Origin of the sequence: Enterobacteriaceae endosymbiont of Donacia cincticornis (assembly GCF_012568845.1) — a bacterium.
In the GTDB taxonomy this organism is placed as follows: domain Bacteria; phylum Pseudomonadota; class Gammaproteobacteria; order Enterobacterales; family Enterobacteriaceae.
The window spans coordinates 271,896-285,298 of record NZ_CP046194.1 but is presented as its reverse complement, the minus strand read 5'-3'; the positions used below and the strand labels follow the sequence as shown (position 1 = coordinate 285,298).

The window sequence follows — 13,403 nt, the reverse complement described above, 5'->3', positions numbered from 1 at the left end:
ATAATATCTCATTTTCTCATAAAAGGAATATATGAGTTTTCTAATAAATAATACTTAATATGATTTAAGATAATATTTATTTTAATATATTTAAAAGTTGCTAATATGAATGAATGTTTTGCTGAATTATTTAAAAAATCCTCAAAAAATAAAATTATTAATTTAGGATCAATTGTTTCTGGAGTTGTTATTGCTATTGAAAAAGATATTGTTGTAGTTGATGCAGGATTAAAATCAGAATCTTATATTCCAATTACACAATTTAAAAATATAAAAGGTGAACTTGAAATTAAAATAGGAGATGTTGTAGATGTAGCACTAGATTCAATAGAAAATGGATTTGGTGAAACAATTTTATCTAGAGAAAAAGCAAAAAGACATGAAGCATGGTTATTTTTAGAACAAGCTAATATAAATAAAAATAATATTAAAGGTATTATCAATGGTAAAGTTAAGGGCGGATTTACAGTAGATTTGAATAGTATTAGAGCTTTTTTACCAGGTTCTTTAATTGATATCAGACCAATTAGAGATACTTCTCATTTAGAAGGTAAAGAATTAGATTTTAAAGTAATAAAATTAGATAAAAAAAGAAATAATGTAGTTGTATCTAGAAAAGCTGTAATAGAATCAGAACATAGTGTTGAAAGAAATTTATTACTTAATACTATTTATGAAGGAATGGAAATAGAGGGATTAGTAAAAAATCTTACTGACTATGGAGCTTTTGTTGATTTAGGTGGTGTTGATGGACTTTTACATATTACAGACATGGCATGGAAAAGAGTAAAACATCCTAGTGAAATTGTAAATATTGGAGATAATATTAAAGTTAAAATATTAAAATTTGATAAAGAAAAAATACGAGTTTCATTAGGATTAAAACAATTAGAAGAAGATCCATGGAAATCTATATCTAAACGTTATCCAGAAAATAGTAAATTAATAGGACGTGTAACTAATTTAACAGATTATGGATGTTTCGTAGAAATCGAAGAAGGTATTGAAGGATTAGTACATGTATCTGAAATGGATTGGACAAATAAGAATATACATCCTACTAAAATAGTATCTGTTAACAACAAAATTGAAGTTATGGTATTAGATATTGACGAAGCAAAAAGAAGAATTTCCTTAGGAATCAAACAATGTACTGTGAATCCTTGGTTAGAATTTGCAAAAAATTATAATAAAGGTGACCATGTTAATGGTAAAATTAAATCAATTACAGATTTTGGAATTTTTATCGGTTTAACTGGTGGTATAGATGGTTTAGTACATTTATCTGATTTATCATGGATAAATAATGGAGAAGATGAAATACAAAAATATAAAAAAAATGAAAATATTACTGCTATACTTTTACAAGTAGATCCAGAAAGAGAAAGAATTTCTTTAGGAATTAAACAATTGATAGAAGATCCTTTAAATTATTATTTTATAGAACATAAAAAAAATCATTTAGTTACAGGTACTATTACTAGTATAGATAATAAAAATATTAAATTAAAATTTAATAATGGAATATTAGGTAATATTAAATTAAATGAATATAAAAATCATAAAATTGAAAATATTATAAAATATTTTAAAATAGGACAGAAAATAGAAGGGAAAATTAGTAATATTGATCGTAAAAATAGAATTGTTAATATAATAATTAATATTAAATTAATAGAAAATAAAATTATAAAAAAAAATAAAAACAATAATAATTTTTCTAATGTTATGGCAGAAGCTTTTAAAGCAGCAAAAAAGTATGAGTAACATTACGAATATGAGATATAAAATTATTTCTGTTACAGATTTTTATCAAAATTGTTATTTAATATGGTGTAAAAAAACATTCGATGCAGCACTTGTTGATCCTGGAGGAGAATATCAAAAAATTTTAAATGTATTAAAAAAATATAAGTTAAAAATAAGAAAAATTTTAATTACTCATTGCCATCTAGACCATATTGGTGCAGCTTATATTTTATCTAAAATATTAAGTATACCTATTTTAGGACCTCATAAACATGATATTTTTTGGTTAAAAAATATAAAATTACAAAGTAAACTTTTTAATCTTCCATATTGTGTATATAAAAATAATATATGGTTGAAAAATAATCAAAATATTTCTATAGGAAAAATTAATTTTAAAATATATCATTGTCCCGGCCATACTCCAGGTCATATAGTTTTTTTTAATAGATTTGATAAAATGTTAATATCAGGTGATACTATTTTTAAAAATAGTATAGGCAGAACAGATTTACCAAAAAGTAATTTTTATATTTTAAAAAATTCTATAAAAAAAATATTCTTTTTTTTTAAAAAAAGAAATATTACTATATTGCCAGGTCATGGAGAAAAAACTACTTCTTATAGAGAGATAAAAAATAATATTTATTTAAAATAATAAATGAACTAACTATCTCTCTAGATTTTTTTTTAAAAAAAAATTTTAAAATTTAAGAAATAGCTAGCATTACATAAATTAAATATATTTTAATTAAAATTTATAAATTAGACCAATTCCAAATAAATTATGATGGAAAATATGATTTGTATTTACGTATCTATTATTTTTACTTAATAAATTAATACGATAGCTTATATAAGCGGATAAATTTTGATTAAATTCATATACTGTATCAATTGATACATACTTGATAAAATTTATATTTCCTCCAGTGAAATGTCTTCCAACAGGTATATTATTTCCTTCTGATTGAATATAAGATATTATAGTTTTTAATTCATTACTGAATTTATATTGGCCAACAATTTCTAAGTTTTTAATTTTATCAGCAAATAAATATTTATAATCAGAAAAATATATTAATGAATTTTGTGCTTCACTAAATACAACAGCTAAATAAATATTATTTTTTTCATATTTAGCTCCAATAGAAAAAGCTTTTACTGCATTATTTTTTTTAGAATTTTCTTGTTCATAATTAATATCTTTTTCTTTTACAAAAAGAATTTTATTATAACTTTTATTATTTATTTTTAAAGCATTAAAATAAGCACCTATAAAACTTATTCCAGAATCACCTAACTTATATTCAATAGAGGTTCCCCATCCTTGTCTATATTTTTCTTGATTTATAAACGAATTTTTTTCTGAATCTTCAGCATAATTATTATCTTTTATAGGTAAGAATAATCCTTTATATTGAAGAGCAAAATTTAGTCCTTTAATTAAATTAAAAAAATTTCTATTTCTATATGTTATTAAATTATTTGTTCTCCCAAACATAAATTTATCATTATTATTATACATAAAATCATCTGTAAAAAATAAACCTTTTTTTACATAAGAAGTTGCGTCATATAATATTCCATAATTTCTTCCAAAATCTATAGAATTATTATTATTATTAAAACTTAATCCTATTAGACCTAATCTTATTGATGGAAAAACATTATTATCTATTTCTTTTTGATTTATTGGTAAACTATATTCAAATTGAGTATAACCATAAATATTATTAAATATATTTGTTACTCCTTTAAATCCTAAAATAATATTTGATATAGTATTTTGATATTTTTTTAAAATATTTGCATTATTATTAGCATAAGTTTTAGTAATTTCTAAAGATCCATATAAATTTATTTTTTGTCTATTTTTATTATAATAAATGTCATTAGCATAAACAAAATTAATTGAAAATAATAAAAGCATTAAAATTTTAAATATATTACACTTCATAATTTTTTATCCTTATTAATAATAATTATTTATTGTAAATTCAGTTAGTAATAAAATTAATAAAAAATTATCTTATATCTTGTTAAAAATTTTAAAATTTTGCATTATATGGAGTTCTTGGAAATGGAATAACATCTTTTATATTATGTAAACCAGTCATATAAGATAATAATCTTTCGAAACCTAAACCAAATCCAGAATGAGGTACTGTACCATATTTTCTTAAATCACGATACCACCAATAATCATCTTTACTTAAATTTAATTCTTTTAATCTTTTATCTAAAAATTGTATTCTACTTTCTCTTTGTGAACCTCCTATAATTTCACCTATATCAGGTAATAATACATCCATAGATGCTACTGTTTGATTATCATTATTTAAATACATATAAAATGCTTTAATATTTTTAGGATAATTAAATATTATTACTGAATTATTAAAATAATTATTTGTTAAATATTTTTCATGTTCTAAAGAAAGATCATCACCCCATGTAATAAAATGTGAAAATTTTTCTTTACAATTTTTTAAAATATTAATAGCTTCAGTATATTCAATTATATCAAATTTATTTAATAAAACTTTTTCAATTTTATTAAATAAATTTTTTTCTATCTTATTAGATAAGAAAATAATTTCATCTTTATGAAAATTAAGAAAATATTCAAAAATTTTTTTTAACATTTTTTCAGCAAACTTCATAAGAGATTTTAAATTAGTAAATGCTATTTCTAATTCTAACATCCAAAATTCTGCTAAATGACGTGTAGTATTCGAATTTTCAGCTCTGAAAGTAGGACCAAATGTATAAACCTTAGACATAGAACAAGCATAAGTTTCTAAATTTAGTTGTCCTGAAACAGTTAAAAAAGATTCTTTACCAAAAAAATCTTTTTTAAAAAAATTTATATTTTTTTGATATCTAAAATTTTTCAAATCTAAAGTAGATACTCTAAACATTTTACCTGATCCTTCAGTATCTAAAGTTGTAATTAACGGAGTACTAATCCAAAAAAAATTTTTTTTATGTAAAAAATTTTGTATAAATAAAGCTATATTATGCCTAATTCTTGTTATACAATTAATGATTGTAGTTCTAGAACGTAAATGGCATACTTTCCTTAAGTATTTTAAACTATGTTTTTTAGGAGAAATAGGATATTCACCTGGGTTTTTAACCCAACCTAAAATTTTTATTTTTGTAGCATATATTTCATATTTTTGTATATTTTTAAGTGAAATTTTTAATTGTCCTTTAACAGTTAAAGAACATCCACTAGTAATAGATAAAATTTCATTTTTATAATTATCTAATTTATTATTAGCAATAATTTGTATATCATTTATACATGATCCATCATATAAATTAATAAAAGAAATACCTAATTTAGAATGTCTTCTATTACGTACCCATCCTCCTATAGATATTATTTTATTAACTTTAATTTTTCCAGTTATTAAATCTGATATACTAGCAATTAAACACATTATTATTTTCTCTTCACTTATATATTCTTTATAAAAATATATCTTAGATATTAAGATATTTATTTAGTATATTTTAGTTTATAAAAAATATAATTTCAATTATTTTTATTTAAATATAAAATATTTTCTATAATTGTTTTTATTTTAAAAAAAAAGATAACAAAATTTTTTTTATTTTTTAATAAATATTAGAAGATAATTTATATTTCTTTTTTAAAAATAAAGAACGAGATTTACTTTCAATAAAGTCTAAAATTTTAATTTCTAAAAAAATATTTTCATTTTATGATTTATTATAATCAAAAGATATATTAGTTATCATTTTTAAAATGATTATTAATTTTATTTACGACTTCAATACCCAAATTTTCAAAATTCTCAATTTGAGATATTATATTTCCTCTACCTATAAATAATTTTTTCATAACTGAATTATAATTTATTTGTAATTTATCCAAATTTTTTTTTAAAATATACATATCATCAATAAATAATCTAATTTTATTATACAATTTTGTTGTTTTATTAATAATTAATAAAGAATTTTTATTTTGTTTTTCTAAACGCCATAAGTTTTCTATAGTTCTTAAAGAAATTATTAGAGTTGTAGGGCTAACTAACATAATATTTAATTTTAAAGCTTCATATAATAAAGATGGTTTATAATTTATAGCTAGAGATAATGCAGATTCGATAGGAACAAACATTATAATATAATCTAAAGTTTTTAAATTAGACAAATAATGATATTGTTTATTACTTAATAATTTTAAATGATTACGAATAGCGATGATATGATCATTTAATGCTTTTTTTTGTTTTATTTTATTATCAGTATTAAAATAACGTTCATATGCTATCAAAGTCATTTTAGAATCTATAATAATTTTTTTGTTATAAGGTAAATTAATTATTACATCCGGTTGTATTTTTTCTGTACTATTTAATTCAATTTTTTTTTGTACTTCGTATTCATAACCATTTCTTAATCCAGAAGATTCTAAAATTTTATTTAATACTAGTTCTCCCCAAATTCCTTGAATTTTATTATTTCCTTTTAATGCATTTGTTAAATTAATAGCTTCTTTTGAAATATTGATGTTTAATTTTTGTAAATTTTTAATTTCATAAGTTAATATATTTCTTTCTAAAGATTCTTGATGTAAATTTTTTTGTAACTGATTTGTTAATGATTCTAATTTTTCATTAAAAGGATAAATAACATTTTTTAAATTTTGATTATTGTATTGATTAATTCTATTTTCACTTTTTTCTAAAATTTCATTAGCTAAATTTTCAAATTTTATATTTAAATAATTATTATTTTTAATAATTATTTTTTCTTTTTTTTGAAAAAAAATAATAGTATCATTTAATTTAACTTCTAATCCTTTAATTTTAATTTTTAAATCTAAAATTATCTCTAATTTATTTAAAATTATTTTATTTAAATTTTTATTTTCAATTTTTAATTTTTGTAAAAAATCTATTTTTTCATTTTTTTTTATTAATTCAAATTGTAATCTTTTATTTTCTTTTATTATTTTACTTAAATATTTTTTATTTTTTTTTTGTTTTTTTTTATATAAAAAAAATATTATCATAAATAAAAATAATATAGAAAAAAATATATAATTTTGATAAAAAAACATTTTTTGTTATTAACTCCTAAAATTTTTAGTTCAGTTTTGTAAAATTATTTTAATCTTTTAAAGAAAAAATTATATTTTAATTGACATTTATTTATAAATATGAATTAATTACAATATGTTTGTATCTTTTATATACAGGCTTGTAGCTCAGATGGTTAGAGCACACCCCTGATAAGGGTGAGGTCGGTGGTTCAATTCCACTCAAGCCTATTATAATAAAATGATAGGGGCTATAGCTCAGATGGTAGAGCGTCTGCTTTGCACGCAGATGGTCAGCGGTTCGATTCCGCTTAGCTCCATAAAATATTTTTTACTTATTTAAAAATAAAAAGTTAACCATTTTTTCTTTTAAAAAAGAAATATGTTTTTTATTAGTCATATTTAATTTTTTTTCATTAATAATTTTAGTTTGATATATTATCCATTTTTCCCAAGCATTTTTTGATATATGATTATATATAATATTTCCTATGTTACCTGGATATACTTTTTCATTTAATTTTTCTAACTTAGTTTTAAAATAAATACAAAATATTTTTTTTGCCATAGATTTTTCTTTGTATTTTAAATATTATATATAATAATATATTAATTAATAATTAATACATATATAAATTATATGAATTTTCATATTAGAAGTTTTAATTGTCGTTTTAGAAAATTAAAAAAATCTAAAAAAATATTTTTTGATCAATATTTTAATTATTTTAGTATTAATTATAAAAATAAATTAATAAATTTTAATAAAATATTTAATAATACATTACCAATAATAATTGATATTGGTTTTGGAATGGATAATAATATGATTGATATTGTTATGAATAATATTCAATATAATTTTATTGGAATAGAAGTATACTTACCAAGTATCGTTAAATGTTTAAAAAAAATTATTCAATATAAAATTAAAAATTTAAAATTAATTTATTATGATGTGTTTTTTGTATTAAAAAATATGATACCAAATTATTCAATTAAAATAATTCAATTATATTTTCCTGATCCATGGCCAAAAATAAAACATCAAAAAAGAAGATTATTAAAAAAAAATTTCTTAAAAATTATTTATTCAAAATTAATAGATAACGGTATATTATATATAGTCACCGATTGTGATAATTATAAAAAAAAAATTATTTCTGATATAGAAGATTTAAATAAAAATTATTTTTTTTTAAAAAAATCTAGTTGTTATAAACATATGTATAAGAATTTTAATTTATTTTCATTAACTACTAATTTTTCAAATAAAGCAAAAGAAAAGAAAAAAAATATTTACCACATAGAATATAAAAAAAAACTAATTTTTTAAATAAAAATTTCTAATAAATCATTTAAATATAAGTGACCTTTATTTGTTATATACCAAAAATTATCATCTTCTTTTAAATAAGAAAATTTTAATGCTTTATTAATTAAAGATGTAATATTTTTTATTTTTATACCAGTTAATTCTATAAATTCTTTTTTATAAATTTTTTTGTATAATCTAAAACGATTTAAAAAAAACTCAAATATTTTATCTTTATATAAGAGTGTATGTATAGAACTAATAAAATTTCCATTCATATATTGTTGAATATTATTATTTTTAATAATTCTAATAATTTTATTATTAAATAAAGTTATTTTACTATGTGCATTACATCCAATACCTAAATAATTACCAAAATACCAATAATTTAAATTATGTCTACATCTATATTTATCATCTTTTACAAAAGATGAAATTTCATATTGAAAATATTTATTTCGAGAAAAAATTTTTTTACCTTGCAAAAACATTTTCCATAAAATATCATTATTTAATAAATTTTTTGGTTTTTTTTTTTCAAAAATAGTATTTTTTTCAATAGTAAGTTGATACCATGAAATATGACTAGGTTTAAAAAAAATAGCTTTACATAAATCTTGATATGAATTATTTAATGATTGTCCTGGTATGCCATACATTATATCTATATTAAAATTAGAAATATTATTTTTTTTTAAAATATTAATAGCATTAATTGCTTCTTCTGAAGAATGTAATCTACCTAAATTTTTTAAATTTTTATTATTAAAACTTTGAACCCCAATAGAAAAACGATTAATACCATTATTTATATAATTGATAATTTTATTTTCCGAAATAGAATTTGGATTTATTTCAATAGTGATTTCAACTAATTTAGACATATAAACTTTTTTTCTTATTTCTTGTAAAAGAAAAGATATATATTTTTCATATATTAAACTAGGTGTACCCCCACCAAAAAAAATACTTTTAATATAAATTTTTTTTTTAAAAAAAGATAAAGTTTTTTCTAAATCTAATAATAAACTAGTAATATATTGAAATTGTATTTTTTTATTTTTTCTTAAAAAAATTTTAGAAAAAAAATCACAATAAGGACATTTTTTGAGACACCATGGTATATGAATATACAAACTATAATGTTTATTAAAATTTATCATATTTTAAATTAAAAACCAAAATTGCGGAAATAAATCCATTAATAAATTATTTAATAAATATAATATTATATTAATAATAAATAAAAAAATATTTAAATAATAAATATTAGGACATATTATTTTTATAAATAAATAGATTTGATTTATAAATATTTCTAAAATTTCATTAAGATTTTCAAATCTTAAATTAATAAAGTTTAATATTAAATATATAGTAATTATATAAAATAATAAAAATCCAATAATTTTAAATAAAGTTAATATACTAATAAATATATAAATAATTATATTTTTATGAAATAAATTTCTATGTTGTAAAAATATTAATATTGGATATTTAAAAAATAAAAAAAATAAAATAACTATTATAGTTAATAATTCATTATTTTGTTTTATAGGTAAAAATTTTTTAATATATTTTAATAATATATCTGTAAAAGTAACAATAAACCTTATAAAGGTATTATAGTAATTATTTATAGAATAAAAAATCCATAATCTTAACAAAAAAAACAATATTATAAGTTCCATTAAATGTTTACATAAACATATAATTTTAACCATAAAAACCTCAAATATATAAAGTATATTTATAAGAAAATTTTATTTAATTAGAATTTTTATTTATTATTTTCAAACCAACTTTGTAAAATAATTGATGCTGATAAAGAATTTATATCGCTTTTTTTTAATTTTTTCCAACCTCCTGTAGAAAATAAAATATATTTTGCTTCAATTGTACTTAATCTTTCATCATGAAATTCTATATTATTAATATTAAATTTTCTTCTTATATGAAAAGCAAATTTTTTAACTAATATAGTTATATATTGTTGACTACCATCCATTTGTAATGGTAAACCAATTATAATTTTTTTTGGTTTCCATTGATTAAATAAAACACTAAATTTAGTCCAATTAATAGCTCCTGATTTTTTATTTTTAATGGTTTTTAATGTGTGTGCTATACGTATAAAACTTTGACCTACTGCAACACCTATATTTTTAGTTCCATAATCAAAAGCTAATAGTGTCATATTATTAATATTCTTTTTATGTGTTAAATATATAAATTTTTATAAATAATATTATATTGTATAATTACTAAATTATAAATTATACTGAAATAAAATTTTATTTTAAATAGTTTTTTTTATTTTATAAATGAAAAATATTGCTTTATTTATACTTTATCAGTCATAATATAATTATTTTTGGTAACATCATAATAGGTTCTCTCAATATATATATTTTATAGAGAGTTATTTTAATATTTAAAATAGGAGATTCTGGTCTAATGCAGAACCAAAGGATCCGTATTCGTCTTAAAGCTTTTGATCATCGTTTAATTGATCAATCAACAGCGGAAATCGTTGAAACTGCTAAGCGTACTGGTGCTCAAGTTCGTGGTCCTATACCTTTACCTACTCGTAAAGAAAAATTTACAATATTGATTTCTCCTCATGTAGATAAAGATGCTAGAGATCAATATGAAATTCGTACTCATAAACGTTTAGTCGATATTATAGAACCCACAGAAAAAACTGTAGATGCATTAATGAGATTAGATTTAGCAGCTGGGGTTGATGTACAAATTAGTTTAGGTTAATAAAACATATTAAAACTATAATAATGGAGTGGAGTATATAATATATGATTGGATTAATGGGTAAAAAAATGGGAATGACTAGAATTTTTACTAAAGAAGGTTCATCTATTCCAATAACTGTTATACAATTTGAAAATATACGTGTAACTCAAATTAAAACTGTTTTAAATGATGGATATAATGCGATTCAAATGACTACAGGTTTTAAAAAAACTAGTCATGTTAAAAAATCTGAAATAGGACATTTTTTAAAAGCAAAAACTACAGCTGGTTCTATTTTATGGGAATATCATATTCAAGAATATAATATAAACAAATTTTTTGTAGGTCAAAATATTAATATTGATATTTTTAAACAAATAGTTAAAGTAGATGTTACTGGTATATCAAAAGGAAAAGGATTTTCAGGTACTGTTAAAAGATGGAATTTTAAAACACAAGATTCTAGCCACGGAAATTCTCTCTCACATAGAGTTCCTGGATCTATTGGACAAAATCAAACTCCAGGTAAAGTATTTAAGGGTAAAAAAATGGCGGGTCAATTAGGTAATAAAAAAATTACTATACAAAATCTACATATTATAAAATTAGATTTTATTAAAAACTTATTACTTATAAAAGGTGCTGTACCTGGTTACACTGGTAGTAATGTTATTGTAAAACCAGCAATAAAAACTTAATCAAATAATAAAATATATTAATTTTAGGATCAAAATGGAAATTATAACAGAAGATACAAAAGATACAGTTATAGTTTCAAATATTATTTTTAATAGGAATTATAACAAAACACTAATACATCAGGTTGTAGAATCTTATAGGACAATAGGTAGACAAGGTACTAAATCACAAAAAACAAAAGGAGAAGTTAAAGGATCTAATAAAAAACCATGGAAACAAAAAGGAACAGGAAAAGCAAGAGCAGGATCTGTAAAAAGTCCTATTTGGCGTTCTGGAGGTGTAACTTTTGCAGCAAAAAATAAAATTTATAATAAAAAAATTAATAAAAAAATGTTTCGTAATGCACTAAAAAGTATTTTTTCAAAATTAATTAAAGAAAATAGAATAATTTTAGTAAAAAATTTTCTTATAAAAGAACCGAAAACTAAAACTTTAATTGTGAAATTAAAAAAATATTCATCAAAAAAAATAATGATTATTACAACATTAATTAATCAAAATTTATTTTTAGCATCTCGTAATTTATATAATATTAAAATTACAAATTCAATTAATATTAGTCCTATTGATTTAATTAATTATCATAAAATAATTATAACTGTTAGTGCAATTAAACATATAGAAGAGATATTAAAATGAATTTAAAAGAATCTGATTTTAAAATTATTCAAGGACCATATACATCTGAAAAATCTTCTTTTATTGCAGAAAAAACAAATACAATAGTTATTAAAGTTTTAAAACAAGCAAATAAAATAGATATTAAAAAAGTAATACAAAAAATGTTTAATATAAAAGTAAAAAATATTAATACTTTAATTGTTAAAGGGAAAAGTAAAAAAAATAAAAAATATATATTTAAAAAAAAAAGTTGGAAAAAAGCATATATAATGTTAGAAAAAAATCAAAAAATTAATTTTAATACAAATAAAAATTTTTAAGGATTAAATTTTTAAAAAATGACAATTAAAAAATATAAACCTACATCTCCTGGTAGAAGACATATGGTTAAAGTTGTTAATAACCTTTTATATAAAGGAAAACCATTTTATCCTCAACTAGAAAAAAAATATAAATCAGGGGGAAGAAATAATAATGGTAGAATTACAACTCGTCATATTGGAGGAGGACATAAAAAATTATATCGTATTATAGATTTTAAAAGAAATAAAGATAATATTCCTGCTATAGTAGAACATATAGAATATGATCCAAATCGTTCTGCTAATATTGCGTTAATTAAATATAAAGATGGTGTAAGAAAATATATTTTATCTCCCAAAAATTTAAAAATTGGTGATATAGTCAAATCGGGAAAAAATATTAATATTAAAATAGGTAACACTTTACCTATGAAAAATATTCCAGTAGGTACTATTTTACATAATGTAGAAATGAAACCTGGAAAAGGTGGACAAATAGCTAGAGCTGCCGGAACATATGTACAATTAATAGCAAAAGAAAAATCTTATATAACTTTAAGATTAAAATCTGGAGAAATTCGTAAAATTAAATCTGATTGTCGAGCTACACTAGGTGAAATTGGTAATAATGAACATATGTTAAAATCATTTGGTAAAGCAGGAGCAAAACGTTGGAAAGGTATAAGACCTACAGTTAGAGGAACTGCAATGAATCCTATAGATCATCCCCACGGGGGGGGAGAAGGTAAAAATTTTGGTAAACATCCTGTTACTCCTTGGGGAGTTAAAACAAAAGGTAAAAAAACCAGAAAAAATAAAAGAACAAATAAATATATTATAAAACATCGTACTATTTAATATAAAAAAGGTAATCAGT

15 protein-coding genes and 2 tRNA genes are annotated in these 13,403 nt (G+C 19.7%); 10 read left to right on the top strand and 7 right to left on the bottom strand.

Annotation, left to right across the window (positions count from 1 at the left end):
• Nucleotides 1–105: 105 nt before the first annotated feature.
• Both rpsA and GJT99_RS01425 read left to right on the top strand, forming a co-directional pair.
• A complete protein-coding gene (rpsA, locus tag GJT99_RS01430; protein ID WP_168893941.1) occupies nt 106–1,767 on the top strand; it encodes a 30S ribosomal protein S1 in 1,662 nt (553 codons plus the stop codon).
• Complete coding sequence (locus GJT99_RS01425; RefSeq protein ID WP_168893940.1) at nt 1,724–2,407, top strand: MBL fold metallo-hydrolase; 684 nt, start codon at nt 1,724–1,726, stop codon at nt 2,405–2,407. The genes rpsA and GJT99_RS01425 overlap by 44 nt, the downstream gene beginning before the upstream one ends.
• A 93-nt stretch (nt 2,408–2,500) precedes the next feature.
• Here GJT99_RS01425 and GJT99_RS01420 read toward each other — a convergent pair whose 3' ends face one another.
• From GJT99_RS01420 to rmuC, 3 genes are all read right to left on the bottom strand, one after another.
• Complete coding sequence (locus tag GJT99_RS01420; RefSeq protein WP_168893939.1) at nt 2,501–3,709, bottom strand: porin; 1,209 nt, start codon at nt 3,707–3,709, stop codon at nt 2,501–2,503.
• 91 nt (nt 3,710–3,800) lie between these two features.
• Nucleotides 3,801–5,201 (bottom strand): asparagine--tRNA ligase, encoded by a 1,401-nt coding sequence (gene asnS / locus GJT99_RS01415; RefSeq protein WP_168893938.1) that lies wholly within the window; start codon nt 5,199–5,201, stop codon nt 3,801–3,803.
• 311 nt (nt 5,202–5,512) lie between these two features.
• Nucleotides 5,513–6,805: a DNA recombination protein RmuC gene (gene rmuC / locus GJT99_RS01410; protein ID WP_168893937.1), complete on the bottom strand. Its 1,293-nt coding sequence runs from the start codon at nt 6,803–6,805 to the stop codon at nt 5,513–5,515.
• A gap of 184 nt (nt 6,806–6,989) precedes the next feature.
• On the opposite strand from rmuC, the gene GJT99_RS01405 reads away from it, so the two are divergent.
• Both GJT99_RS01405 and GJT99_RS01400 read left to right on the top strand, forming a co-directional pair.
• Nucleotides 6,990–7,063 (top strand) — tRNA-Ile (locus GJT99_RS01405).
• A 16-nt stretch (nt 7,064–7,079) separates the two neighbouring features.
• Nucleotides 7,080–7,152: transfer RNA gene (locus tag GJT99_RS01400), tRNA-Ala, on the top strand.
• An 11-nt stretch (nt 7,153–7,163) separates the two neighbouring features.
• Here the strand turns inward: GJT99_RS01400 and GJT99_RS01395 are convergent.
• The gene (locus GJT99_RS01395) at nt 7,164–7,400 is read right to left on the bottom strand and encodes an oxidative damage protection protein (protein WP_168893936.1); all 237 of its coding nucleotides are present in this window, start codon (nt 7,398–7,400) and stop codon (nt 7,164–7,166) included.
• Nucleotides 7,401–7,472: 72 nt separating this feature from the next.
• Between GJT99_RS01395 and trmB the strand changes: the two genes are divergently transcribed.
• Nucleotides 7,473–8,168, top strand: a complete 696-nt coding sequence (trmB, locus tag GJT99_RS01390) for a tRNA (guanosine(46)-N7)-methyltransferase TrmB (protein ID WP_168893935.1) — start codon at nt 7,473–7,475, stop codon at nt 8,166–8,168.
• Here the strand turns inward: trmB and hemW are convergent.
• From hemW to ruvX, 3 genes are read right to left on the bottom strand one after another with little or no spacing between them, the layout of a single operon-like run.
• A complete protein-coding gene (hemW, locus tag GJT99_RS01385; RefSeq protein ID WP_168893934.1) occupies nt 8,165–9,313 on the bottom strand; it encodes a radical SAM family heme chaperone HemW in 1,149 nt (382 codons plus the stop codon). The two genes, trmB and hemW, sit on opposite strands and share 4 nt — an antisense overlap.
• A gap of 3 nt (nt 9,314–9,316) precedes the next feature.
• The gene (locus tag GJT99_RS01380; RefSeq protein ID WP_168893933.1) at nt 9,317–9,877 is read right to left on the bottom strand and encodes a YggT family protein; all 561 of its coding nucleotides are present in this window, start codon (nt 9,875–9,877) and stop codon (nt 9,317–9,319) included.
• Between the two features lie 56 nt (nt 9,878–9,933).
• The gene (gene ruvX / locus GJT99_RS01375) at nt 9,934–10,350 is read right to left on the bottom strand and encodes a Holliday junction resolvase RuvX (protein ID WP_168893932.1); all 417 of its coding nucleotides are present in this window, start codon (nt 10,348–10,350) and stop codon (nt 9,934–9,936) included.
• Between the two features lie 260 nt (nt 10,351–10,610).
• On the opposite strand from ruvX, the gene rpsJ reads away from it, so the two are divergent.
• Genes rpsJ through rplB form a run of 5 tightly spaced genes read left to right on the top strand, consistent with a single transcriptional unit; the run spans nt 10,611 to nt 13,384 of the window.
• Nucleotides 10,611–10,922, top strand: a complete 312-nt coding sequence (rpsJ, locus tag GJT99_RS01370) for a 30S ribosomal protein S10 (protein ID WP_168821827.1) — start codon at nt 10,611–10,613, stop codon at nt 10,920–10,922.
• 44 nt (nt 10,923–10,966) lie between these two features.
• Complete coding sequence (gene rplC / locus GJT99_RS01365) at nt 10,967–11,602, top strand: 50S ribosomal protein L3 (RefSeq protein ID WP_168893931.1); 636 nt, start codon at nt 10,967–10,969, stop codon at nt 11,600–11,602.
• Between the two features lie 34 nt (nt 11,603–11,636).
• Entirely contained in the window at nt 11,637–12,242 is a 606-nt protein-coding gene (rplD, locus tag GJT99_RS01360; RefSeq protein WP_168893930.1) for a 50S ribosomal protein L4, read from the top strand.
• Nucleotides 12,239–12,544, top strand: coding sequence for a 50S ribosomal protein L23 (rplW, locus tag GJT99_RS01355; protein ID WP_168893929.1), 306 nt, complete (start codon nt 12,239–12,241; stop codon nt 12,542–12,544). The genes rplD and rplW overlap by 4 nt, the downstream gene beginning before the upstream one ends.
• Before the next feature lie 18 nt (nt 12,545–12,562).
• On the top strand, nt 12,563–13,384 hold the full coding sequence (gene rplB, locus GJT99_RS01350) for a 50S ribosomal protein L2 (protein ID WP_168893928.1): 822 nt from the start codon (nt 12,563–12,565) through the stop codon (nt 13,382–13,384).
• Nucleotides 13,385–13,403: the final 19 nt, after the last annotated feature.

Excerpts from the sequence above, each read along its gene's own strand:
- rplC (WP_168893931.1), top strand. The coding sequence starts at position 10,967 with ATGATTGGATTAATGGGTAAAAAAATGGGAATGACTAGAATTTTTACT.
- GJT99_RS01380 (WP_168893933.1), bottom strand. The coding sequence starts at position 9,877 with ATGGTTAAAATTATATGTTTATGTAAACATTTAATGGAACTTATAATA.
- rplW (WP_168893929.1), top strand. The coding sequence starts at position 12,239 with ATGAATTTAAAAGAATCTGATTTTAAAATTATTCAAGGACCATATACA.
- hemW (WP_168893934.1), bottom strand. The coding sequence starts at position 9,313 with ATGATAAATTTTAATAAACATTATAGTTTGTATATTCATATACCATGG.
- rplB (WP_168893928.1), top strand. The coding sequence starts at position 12,563 with ATGACAATTAAAAAATATAAACCTACATCTCCTGGTAGAAGACATATG.
- GJT99_RS01425 (WP_168893940.1), top strand. The coding sequence starts at position 1,724 with ATGTTATGGCAGAAGCTTTTAAAGCAGCAAAAAAGTATGAGTAACATT.
- GJT99_RS01420 (WP_168893939.1), bottom strand. The coding sequence starts at position 3,709 with ATGAAGTGTAATATATTTAAAATTTTAATGCTTTTATTATTTTCAATT.
- rmuC (WP_168893937.1), bottom strand. The coding sequence starts at position 6,805 with ATGATAATATTTTTTTTATATAAAAAAAAACAAAAAAAAAATAAAAAA.
- GJT99_RS01395 (WP_168893936.1), bottom strand. The coding sequence starts at position 7,400 with ATGGCAAAAAAAATATTTTGTATTTATTTTAAAACTAAGTTAGAAAAA.
- rplD (WP_168893930.1), top strand. The coding sequence starts at position 11,637 with ATGGAAATTATAACAGAAGATACAAAAGATACAGTTATAGTTTCAAAT.
- rpsA (WP_168893941.1), top strand. The coding sequence starts at position 106 with ATGAATGAATGTTTTGCTGAATTATTTAAAAAATCCTCAAAAAATAAA.
- asnS (WP_168893938.1), bottom strand. The coding sequence starts at position 5,201 with ATGTGTTTAATTGCTAGTATATCAGATTTAATAACTGGAAAAATTAAA.
- rpsJ (WP_168821827.1), top strand. The coding sequence starts at position 10,611 with ATGCAGAACCAAAGGATCCGTATTCGTCTTAAAGCTTTTGATCATCGT.
- ruvX (WP_168893932.1), bottom strand. The coding sequence starts at position 10,350 with ATGACACTATTAGCTTTTGATTATGGAACTAAAAATATAGGTGTTGCA.
- trmB (WP_168893935.1), top strand. The coding sequence starts at position 7,473 with ATGAATTTTCATATTAGAAGTTTTAATTGTCGTTTTAGAAAATTAAAA.